The 9,938-nt window shown below is 70.1% G+C and carries 8 protein-coding genes and 3 pseudogenes; 5 read left to right on the top strand and 6 right to left on the bottom strand.

Annotated features, from left to right (window positions below):
* Positions 1 to 220: 220 nt before the first annotated feature.
* Positions 221 to 958 (top strand): hypothetical protein, encoded by a 738-nt coding sequence (locus O1G21_RS40465; RefSeq protein WP_270151745.1) that lies wholly within the window; start codon positions 221 to 223, stop codon positions 956 to 958.
* A gap of 101 nt (positions 959 to 1,059) precedes the next feature.
* Here the strand turns inward: O1G21_RS40465 and O1G21_RS40460 are convergent, their stop codons facing one another.
* From O1G21_RS40460 to O1G21_RS40445, 5 genes and pseudogenes are all read right to left on the bottom strand, one after another.
* Positions 1,060 to 1,632 carry a hypothetical protein gene (locus O1G21_RS40460; protein WP_270151743.1) on the bottom strand — a complete coding sequence of 191 codons (573 nt, stop codon included), beginning with the start codon at positions 1,630 to 1,632 and terminating at the stop codon, positions 1,060 to 1,062.
* A gap of 609 nt (positions 1,633 to 2,241) precedes the next feature.
* Positions 2,242 to 2,430, bottom strand: a pseudogene (locus O1G21_RS42020) (IS701 family transposase); the annotation flags it as partial.
* A gap of 265 nt (positions 2,431 to 2,695) precedes the next feature.
* Positions 2,696 to 3,079 carry a hypothetical protein gene (locus tag O1G21_RS40455; RefSeq protein ID WP_270151741.1) on the bottom strand — a complete coding sequence of 128 codons (384 nt, stop codon included), beginning with the start codon at positions 3,077 to 3,079 and terminating at the stop codon, positions 2,696 to 2,698.
* 1,058 nt (positions 3,080 to 4,137) lie between these two features.
* Complete coding sequence (locus tag O1G21_RS40450; RefSeq protein ID WP_270151739.1) at positions 4,138 to 4,998, bottom strand: hypothetical protein; 861 nt, start codon at positions 4,996 to 4,998, stop codon at positions 4,138 to 4,140.
* A 48-nt stretch (positions 4,999 to 5,046) separates the two neighbouring features.
* Entirely contained in the window at positions 5,047 to 5,565 is a 519-nt protein-coding gene (locus O1G21_RS40445; RefSeq protein ID WP_270151737.1) for a SigE family RNA polymerase sigma factor, read from the bottom strand.
* 726 nt (positions 5,566 to 6,291) lie between these two features.
* On the opposite strand from O1G21_RS40445, the pseudogene O1G21_RS40440 reads away from it, so the two are divergent.
* Positions 6,292 to 6,559: pseudogene (locus O1G21_RS40440) on the top strand (transposase); the annotation flags it as partial.
* Positions 6,560 to 6,571: 12 nt separating this feature from the next.
* On the opposite strand, the pseudogene O1G21_RS42015 reads toward O1G21_RS40440, so the two are convergent.
* Positions 6,572 to 6,802 (bottom strand): annotated as a pseudogene (locus tag O1G21_RS42015) (transposase); the annotation flags it as partial.
* 137 nt (positions 6,803 to 6,939) lie between these two features.
* Between O1G21_RS42015 and O1G21_RS40430 the strand changes: the two are divergent.
* The 3 genes from O1G21_RS40430 (at position 6,940) to O1G21_RS40420 (ending at position 9,840) form a co-directional block, all read left to right on the top strand.
* Entirely contained in the window at positions 6,940 to 7,473 is a 534-nt protein-coding gene (locus O1G21_RS40430; protein WP_270151735.1) for a hypothetical protein, read from the top strand.
* A 48-nt stretch (positions 7,474 to 7,521) separates the two neighbouring features.
* Positions 7,522 to 8,634 (top strand): AAA family ATPase, encoded by a 1,113-nt coding sequence (locus O1G21_RS40425; protein ID WP_270151733.1) that lies wholly within the window; start codon positions 7,522 to 7,524, stop codon positions 8,632 to 8,634.
* A gap of 453 nt (positions 8,635 to 9,087) precedes the next feature.
* A complete protein-coding gene (locus O1G21_RS40420) occupies positions 9,088 to 9,840 on the top strand; it encodes a variant leucine-rich repeat-containing protein (RefSeq protein WP_270150649.1) in 753 nt (250 codons plus the stop codon).
* Positions 9,841 to 9,938 lie beyond the last annotated feature (98 nt).

Here is a 9,938-nt window from a genome sequence, read left to right as displayed (position 1 = left end):
CGAGCGGTCGACCTCCACCATCAACACCGGCACCCCGATCTCCGGGGCCTGCCACACCCCGTCCGGTCGCACCTTGCGGTGGCGGTTTTCCGGTAATGCCGTCGAATTGACCCGCTCCAAAACGTCCCGCCGCAGAGCGCCGCCACCTTCGCCGACCTCGACCGTCACGGACGCGTCCACGCCCCGGAGGCCTCCGGCGGTCCCCGGACGAAGCCGCCGCTTGTGCCTGCAGCATCATGTGCTGGTGATCTCGCCAGAGCCTGACCTCGTCGCTCGCCTCATCACGTCCGAGAAGCCCGCTGACGTCGTTCACGCCGCAGCGGCCTGCCTGGCGCAGATGCTGGACGGGTTCGTCTGGGTCAGATCGCGGCTCGCGCTGGAACGGCGAACGGCAGGGCGCCGCGAGATGATCGGGTTGGCGAAGAGCAAGTACAACCGTGCCGGGCAGCTGATCGAGTTCAGGGTCGAGAGCCTGACCGTCTTCGACGACGGCCTCGGTGCCTGGCGCCGGTCCCATCTCGACCTGACCGTCACCAGGCCGGCCTCGGTGGAGTCGATCGTGTGCGCGTCCAGCTTCCTGGACATGTCCAGCACACACTCCGCCGTGCTGACCGACCCCGTCAGGCGCTTGGCGAACCTCGAGCGGTTCGCGGACCACCTGCACGAGACGGCTCTGCCGTGGTTCTCGGGTTCGGACGATCCACGGTCGATCGCGAGCACGGCCCCCGATGCGCTGCTCGGGCCGTGGGACTTCGCCCAGGACCTGATGGAGTTCATGGTCAGCGCCGCCCAGGAAGCCCAGGCGCGGGCCCTGTGGGAGCGAGTCCGCGAGCTCAACCCACGACACCAGGAAGCCTTCATCACAGGCCAGGCCATAGCCCAGTCGGGCGGCGCCCGGCCGCGCTGGCACACACCCGAGGCCCTCGGATGGAGCGCCTCCGCCCTGGGACTCGCGTAGCCACCGCACGCCTCGCCGCCCGCTCGTCCCGGCCGCGTCAGCACGCTGGCGGAGCAGCAGGATAGCGACGGCCCGGCGACGGCAGTCGGAGGAGGACTGAGCTATGCCCGGGGCGGGGCATCCTTCGCCCCGCGCGCGATGCAGGCGCGGCCGTCGGGCGGCAGGACGACGAGGTACTGCCGGTCGGCGTCCTCGATGCGGGCCAGCGTGATGGAGGTTTTGGCCGCTGCGAGCGCCTCGGCGGCCGGGTCGGCCTCCTCCGTCATCCGGTCGATCCGCGAGTGGAAGCGGGTGAGGTCCTTCGCCGGGCCGGTGATCCAGATCGCGATCCGCGCACCCCGGCGCAGCGCGGCGAGCAGGTCCGTACGCAGCGGCCCGTCTTCGGCTTCCTGGAGGAGCAGGTCGTGCAGGCGTTCCTGCCCGCACGGCCGCGACGGCGCCCCCTCGGCCAGCGCTCGACACTTCCGGCACGAGGCCAGGCCTTGGGGCTGGAAGTGGTGCAGGAAGAGCTTCAGGTACCGGCCGCGGATCCCGCACAGGGTACGGCCTGCTCCCCCGGCGTGCTCGACACCGGGCACGCCCTCGACCTCGACCCCGGGGAACTCGGCCGGCTCGCGCGCGGTCGCGAACGACCAAGTCCCGCCCGAGGCGTCGATATCGGGAGTATCGATCATGCAAGGCAGCATGCCACGCCCGAAACCACCACCCGAGCGCGCGGCTGCCCCCATGGACATCCCCCCACCGACGACCCAGACGCCCCCGAGGACGACTGAGCCACACGTCCACCCCCCAGACCGGCTCAGCCCGCCCAGGGTAGGCCGAGGACCGCGAGCAGCCACGGCCCAGCAGCCCGATCAACACCCCACACCGCATCGCGCAGGCCTGGGACGGGCCCGTCCCAGGCCGCCCATGGAGTCTCAATCAATCTGCCAAACGTCTCAACCAACCTGCAAAACCACGAGCACACTCCGACGACCTGCACCAATGCCCCGCCAATCAGCGCCCTCTCGGCGTCGGGTTCGACCGTCGCCGACACGCCCTTGCCATGATCGACTCAGAATCAGCGTCTCAGCCAATCTGCAAACCTGCAGCTCACAGCTTCAGCAAAGTTGCATCTTTTTTGAGACTGCACACAGACGGCGGCCGGGACGGCGGGGAGCAGCACGTGGCCTCGCGCAGAGCCCGACCGGACCGTGGCGAGGCGGAGGTCCAGGGACGGCGGCCGAGGCCTCGCCCAGGCCGGCCCGAACGGCGGCACCGAGGACCGGGGTCTCGTCCTGGTAGTCGAACTCCGTTGCAGCGGGCAGCCGGATGGCCGCCCAGTCGTAGATTCGCGGTCCATTGGCGCTATCTCCGCATGAGATCCGCTCCCAGGCCTCGGCCGGGGCCTGGGCAAACAGCCAGTCGATGCGTGGACAGCCCACGCTGAATTGGGACTTGGGCACTGCCAGGACGTAGCCGACGCCGGACTGTTAAGGCCCTCCTCCGCCGGTTCGTTGAACTCGGCGCGACCCCGTCGGCGCAGTTCCGCATACACGCGCGGGACGCCGTAGGCGCCCCTGAAGCCAAGGTGGATGACGGTGGTCCCGGCCGAGGAGCAGTTCCTACCGTGTCACCCGTCGTCGGCGCCGTGGCCTGACGTGCCGGGCCCGCAAGCCGGTGTTCGTCCCGGACCGGACCGGACCGGGCGCGACTTCACCGCACCTCGCTCCGGAGTGCGGCCGGCCGGCGACATGATCACGGGCTCCGCGGATCCTGGTAGTCGTGGCCCTCCTTGCAGAAGCTGGCGGTGACCTTGTGCGGCTTGAAGTCCGGAAGGACCAAGTGAAGGTTGGACACCTCCGGCGCGATGAGCAGCAGGTCGATGATGAGCGCGATGATCATCAGCAGCAGCTTGAGAGGCCGTGCCGTGGTGTTCTTGTCCCGCACCGCGGCCCACAGCAGCACGGAGAGGAACAGCGCGGCAAGTATGCCGATGGCAGGGCCGGCCCATGCTGCGACCCGTGCGGACACGGGTATCGCGGGGGTGGGAACGCAAAACAGTCCGCCGACGTAGTGGCCATGGGCCCAGAACGCGTAGCCCGTGCAGGCCAGTCCAATCGGGACGGTCAGGACCGCCATGGTGGTGAGCCGCGGCCATCGCGCGTTCGAGGATGAGCGAGCCGGGACGGTGTCGGAGCGGTAAGCCATCTGACCAGTGCCAATCGGGATCGGGTTGCGTGTGCCCAACTTAGACTCTCGGCCGCGGCCACGATCTTCTCCCAGGCGAGCTGCGAGCCGACAGACCGTCGATTCGCCGAGCCGGTCGTGGCCGCAGCCCCGATACCGCTCAGCACCGGCAGGTGGCGCGGAGGGCCGCGAAGGCGGTCCGGCGGCACGCGGCCTCGGCGCGGGTCGAGCTGGTGCCGACCGCCTTCTCGCGGGCGGAGCTGTCGGCGGCGGCCGACCGCCTGGTCGACGGCTCCGGCGGGATCCGTCAGCCAACCTCTCCACGCTGTCGGATGTTCGGCGTTCCGGGTGGTCGAGCCCGCCCCCGCTGCCGACTTCGGCAGTGTGGGTGCCGATAAATCATCCGGCCTGGTCACGCGGCATGTTGGTATTCGTGGAGGGTTCCGCCCAGTCGGTCTCGCCATCCGGGGAACGGCGAGCGTTGCGATGCCCAGCCAGGTCCTCGGGCCGAGCCCAAACAATCCGTCTCGGCGTGCCGGGTGAGCGCGTCCATGAGGGTGGTCTGCTGCTGGGTGAGCTTGCCGTCGGTGCGGGCCGTCGCCTGCTTGCGCAGCCAGGTGCCGGGGCGGAAGGCCGGGTCGTCGCCGAGGCCGGTGCGGTTGGCGGGGCCGTCGAGGGTTCCGCCGGCGGCGAGGTAGGCGAGCAGGCGCCGGTAGGAGCGGTTCCAGTCCGGCTCCAGGCGCCACAGCTCGTCCAGCCCGTCCAGCTTCGCCGCCTGGTCGCCTCGGGGCCGTGGCCGAGAGCCTCTTCGAGCTGGCGGTCGACGTGGAATCGTTCCAGGGTGGCGTCCTGGCCGTGGAGTTCGTGTCTGCCCAGGGGAACGCTCGGGACGTCGCAGATTTCGGGCGCAGCCGCGCGCCTCTGGAGCGCCTCGCTGCTGTCCGATACTCGCCTGGTCGCGGGCCGCCGGTGCCAGGGACGCCCCCGCGCTCCCTGGCACCGGTGGTGGTTCATCCGGCGGGCTGCGTGGCCTTGTAGTACCAGCCGTCGCGAATCGCCTCCAGGAAGCCCGGTGCGGCGGCCAGGTCCAGTAGCTGGGGGAGGGCGACGGTCTCGTCGGTCGGCTGGAACGGGGGCTTGCCGTTGCGGTCGAAGTCCAGGCCGTACTTCCTGTTCTGGGGGGTCACTACCGTGAGCGCGCTCCACTGCCCCCGGCCGGGGTTCAGCGGGTGGAAGGCCCAGGCGACCGAGCCGTCCGGCAGCGTTCGGCTCACACAGTCCTTGCCGACGGGGGGCACCGGGCCCGTCCGGTTCGAGCTCGTCTCGCAGGGCGAGGCCTGGCCGCTCTCCCTGTCGGCGTACATCTCGTCCTCCCGCCACGCTCCCACGGCACCGCCGTCCTTCCTGGTGAACTCGAACACCGCTGAGCGCCAGGTCCCGTCGCCGTCCGACACGCTGGTGAAGTCGGTCGGCAGGTGAGTACGGAACACCTTCAGCAGGGCCTGGTGCCCGGCCGTGTTGACCTGCCGCTCCCACGCCGCGTGTGCAGCCTGGTCCGTGTTGGGTGGCGGCGGCGGGAAGGACGTGGGCACCGGGGTGCTGGACGTGGCCGATGTCGTCGGAGCCGCCGGGACGGTCGTGCGCTGCGCCGCGGTCCGTCCGTTGACTGCCCAGCCCGCCGTGGCCAGCAGGCTCACCGCCGCCACCGTGGCGCCTGCCGCCGTCAGCCGGCGGCGGCGCCGCAGCCGCCCGCCGGAGCGGCGGACCTCGGGGAGCAGCCCCGGGGAAGTGGCGGGCTCTGCCTGGTCAAGCACCGAACGGAACAGCGCGCCCATCTCGTCGGCGTCGAGCGCCGGATCGTCCCGGGTCATCCCGTCTTCCTCTCCTCTGCCGTGTTCTCGTCCGTGCGCGTCACGTGCTCAGTCCGCCGCGATCTCGTGCAGCGAGTCGCCGAGGATCGCCCGCAGTTGGGCCAGTCCCCGGCTGGTGTTGGACTTCACCGTGCCGGTGCTCTGGCGCAGGACCGCCGCCGTCGCCTCGATCGTCTGGTCCTCCCAGAACCGCAGCACCAGCGCCGCCCGGTACGCCGGGGTGACCTGCGCCAGCGCGGCCAGCAGCGCCAGCCGCCGCTCCGGGTCCGCCGAGGCGCCGGCCGGCCCGGACGCCGGTGAGTCAGGCAGTTCCGGTGCCGCGACCTCGTGCGAGCGGCGCAGCCGCCGGGTGTCGATGTAGTTACGGACCAGGGTGGTGCGGGCGTAGCCGGCCGCCGACTCCGGCTCCCGCAGCCGCGGCCATCGCGCGTACAGCTTCACCAGGGTGATCTGCACGAGGTCCTCGGCGAGGTGCCAGTCGCCGCAGAGCAGGTAACCGGTGCGACGCAGCGCGGCGTACCGGCCCGCGACGAACTCGTCGAAGGACTGCTCCAACTCCGGTGACATGCGGCCTCGCTGCTTTCCTGAGGGGTTTCCGGTGCGCGGCGCGCACCCTCGCCCGAATACACGGGACAGGCGCCGCGAACTGTTGCGTCCAACCGCAGAATCGGTCCAGGAGAGATCATCCGGCCGTGGCCCATGAGGAACCAGGACGTTGGAACCGCAGGGATCCACGGCCCGCGGGTGGCCAGCAGCTCCAGGGTGGTCGCGACGATGGGCACGGCGTCGTCGTACTCGCGCCACCCGTCGTTGTCGTCGCGGACCACCCGACACCACCGGCCGCGCCAGCAGTCGACGAAGCGACGGCCTGCTGCCGGCCCTCCAGCGCGACCGGTCCGGCGTCGGTGACGACCAGCGCGACCGGCGGGTACCCGGCGCGGGCGTGCTCGGGCCAGGCGCGGCGCCACCAGTGCACCGTCCGGTCGGCCAACTCCCGGTCGGCGAGGGCCGGGTCGTTGTCGCGGACCTTGGTGCGGAACAGCTCGCGGTACCGGGGGACTTCGCGGCGACGTCGGCCGGGGCCATGGTGGAGCGGTCGACCTCGACCATCAACACCGGCACCGCGATCTCCGGGGCCTGCCACACACCGTCCGGCCGCACCTTGCGTCGGCCGCCCGGCAGCAGGAACTCGGTCTCGGTCGACCAGGAACGCACCGTGCCGACCCCGCCCGCGGCCCCCGGCGCGCGGCCGCCCAGGACGAATTGGCGATCTTCGTCGGCAGGGTCTGCGAGGTGTCCGATGATCTTGTCCCCGAGGACCTGTGGAAGCGCATAGCCTCACTACTGCCACCACAGCCCGAACGAAGGCGCCAGCACCCAGGCCGGCTTCGGGTGCCTGACCGGGTTGCACTGGCGGGCATCATCTACGTGCTGCGCAAGGGTGTGGCATGGCGTGACGTACCGGCACCGACGGTGGGTTGCTCGGGCGTGACCGCCTGGCGCCGCCTGGGACTGGACCAAAAAAGCCGGTGTCTGGCCCCGCCTGCACACCGCGCTGTTGGAGGTGTAGCGGCGCCAGCTCCAGGTCACCGGCCTGCGTGGTGAGCGTCTTGTCCCGGTGGCCGTTGCGCCAGGTGGTACGGGCCTCGGTGCGCTCGCCCGGCTCCGCGCCGATCCGGGCGGTCGCCTCGGCCTCGATCAGCTCCTGCAGGATCCGCTGAGCCAGGACCCTGATCAACTCGATTCCGTCCGCCGTACGCAGTGACTCCATGAGGCGGAGTAGGTCAGACTGAGACAAGGCCATCGCGCACCTCCCGAGTGAACTCGCCTTTCTACTCAGAGAGTTGCGCGATGGCTGCCCCATGACCAGGGGTTACTCCAAGATCCCTGCTACACCACTCCACGGGACGCCATCCGGTGATCCCGAAGGAGGCGACGGAGATGGTGGCCGCGACCATCCGCACGATCTTCGCCCAGCCCACCGCCGAGGCCGTGCGCGCGCATCGACACCGTCGCCGAGGCCTCACTCGCCTTGGCCCTGCGGGAACGCCGCGCCCGCAGCCGCAAGGGCCCCGCCCGGCGGACGGGCCCGATCATCCCTTCCAGGGCAGGCCCCTGGACGTCGAGGACACCACCCCCGCGGACCCGTACACGAACCTGCCCCACGTCGACCTGGACACCATCACCGCCTACCCGACCCTGCCCGTCCGCGGACGCGAAGTGCCCTCCACACCCACGGTCGCCATCGCTCAACTCCTGGTTGACGTCCCGGCCCCAGCGGCGGAACCCGACCCATATGCGGGGCTGGCCGACATCGACCTGAACACGATCACCGCTTTTCCCGACTCCTCCACCGCCCGCCGCCGACAAGTCGACCCCATCGGGCCGTCTGCGGCTCATCCCCCGCGGGCCCCCGCGGACGGCCGCCAGGACGCCAAGGAGCCCGACGGCCCCGTCCCGGATCTGGGCGGGTGAGACACACAGCTTCTACCCCAGCCGCGCTACCTTCCCTGAGGAACCCGCATGAAGGCCGCCACCACACAACGCACCCCGCGCGAAGAGCAGATCCTGGCCCACGCCGAGGCCGCACCGCTGCGACTGCGGAACCTGTTCACCCTCGACGACTGGAACTGGTACGTGCGCGAGAAGGTGGAGCAGCCGAACCTCGACACCTTCGCCACCAACAACGCCCGCCTGATCTACAACAGCCACCTGCGACTCGTCGCCCACCCCGAATTCGACCGAGCCCTGCTCCGAGCGTCCCTGACTTTCCGCGGCAACGAACACAGAACCGAGGGTCCGCTCGACACGGTGATCGACGGCCCCGCGGGAACCGGCAAGACCTTCCTCCTACGGGCGATCGGACGTGAGTACCAGGCCTGGGTGGAGGGGAAGGAAGCGGGCCGGATCCCGGTCGTGCACATCACCGTGCCTCACGACACCGACGGCAAGGTCAACTGGGTCTGGGAGATCGCCTGCTTCCTCGGCCTCAACCCGCCGCCCAAGGACGACCGGGCGCTCCTCGACCTGAAGCGCCTACCGGACCTGACCCACCCGGTCACCCACGTCCTGGCACGTGCCCGGACCCGCATGCTCCTCATCGACGACATCCAGCGCACCACCCCGGACCAACTCGGGCCGGCACTGCACTACTTCGACTACCTTCGCAGCCGCCACGGGGTGGCGACCATCTTCTGCGGCACCGGCGCGGCCGACATCGTCCAGGCCGCCCGCGTCCGGGTCGACAACCACAGGGACGCCGATACCAACCTGCGGGAACGCGTCAAGACGCAGCGGGCCAAGGCCGGCCTGCCAGAGCCGGATCCGTCGAAGCAGGAGCCGGTCCGCAGCGAGCTGTCGGTGACGTGGCTGGACCCGATCCACTGCCACGAAGCCGACCAGAAGACCTCGCTGAAGGTCCTCAAAGGGTTCGAGGACAACTTGTGCCTGCACAACCTCAGCGAGCACGCCCTCACCCAGCACGCGGCCTACCTCCACAAGCGAACCGGCGGCTACCTCAAACACCTGTCCCATCTCATCTGCCAGGCCGCCGTCGACGCCATGCGGGAGGGCGACGAGAACATCACCCTCGAACGCCTCACCACCATCCGCGTCGGACACAACGACGACGCCTGACCAGCGACGACCTGCGCTCGGCTCTACGTGTCAAGCCAGCTCCGCGATAAAACCAACGAACCCGCAACAGCAATCACGGAACCCGGAAATACACGCTCACGCGACGCCCCGCGGCAGTCGGCCCGCCCCGACCCCACCCCTGGGACCAACACCGCCGGCGGCCCACCGGTCGGACCCATGGCCACGGACATCCTTCAGCCAAGCCCGATACCAGCAGTTCAGAAGCTGTCTCAGCGCATCGCCCGGTTTTCTCATCCAATCGACGGGGCAGCACGCCAGATCACTCAGCACCTACGCCGTCAGACCGAGAACTCACACGCAGTCCTGGCTTGTGACTGGCCCTGTGGACGGCGGCGAGGGCGTCCCAGCAGCCCCTTATCGTCTAGTAGACGATAAGCTGTTATCGTCTAACTGACATTAAGCTTCAGGTCCGCCCACCGGCAGGAGGACGCCATGGAAGAACAGCGGCCCTGCAACACCGTCTTCACACCAGGCTGCGAACGGATGCTCCAGGCCCCCGCGTGGTACCACGCGGACGAGTGGATCGTTGACTACGGCCGGCGAACCGGGCCGCGTCTCCGGGAGGACCTGCCGGAACGCCTTCTGCGCACCCTGGCGGCCAGCCCGGCCTCCGACGTCCGCGTCGCGGTGCTCGCCCATCCCGGTACACCCTCCGATTTGGTGGACCAGATGCTCGACGATCCGGTCTCGGACGTGCGGCGCAGTGCCGTCGGCCGGACCAGCGACATAGCGGCCCTGCGGTCGGCGGCTCGCGACGAGTGGCAGATCCGCGCCGCCGTGGCCTCGAACCCCAGTACGCCCGCCGACCTTCTGGAGGAGCTCGCACGCGACCCGGACCAGCAGGTGCGGGTCTTTGTCATCCTCAACCCGGCAGTGCCACCCAAGCTGGTCAACGCCGCGGCGCTCAGTAGGCAGGACCACGTCCGCTGGTGGGCCCTGTACCGGACGACCAACCGGAAGCTGATGCGGGCTGCGGCCATGTCCGCCTCCACAGAGAACCGGAGCTGGCTGGCCGGCAACCCGAACCTCCCGCTCGATGTGCTCACGGCGCTCGCCGAAGACCCATCGCGCGGGGTCCGCCGCAAAGTGGCCGCCAACCCCGCCTGCCCACCAGAACTCCGGCAGCGACTTGAGGCCGCCCTCGATCCAGGCCACGCCGCCTTCGCCGCCGACCGGCAGGATTGACGGCTCAGGCCGCCTACGGGCCGAGTTGCCATCGAAGGGCAGCGGGGCCAGTCAAACTCCAGTGGCAAATGGTCAAGATCTCCTGTCAGAGGACAGGG

Source organism: Kitasatospora cathayae, assembly GCF_027627435.1.
In the GTDB taxonomy this organism is placed as follows: Bacteria; Actinomycetota; Actinomycetes; order Streptomycetales; family Streptomycetaceae; genus Kitasatospora; species Kitasatospora cathayae.
Note: the sequence above shows the minus strand (reverse complement) of the source record. Positions and strands in the feature narration are given on the sequence as shown.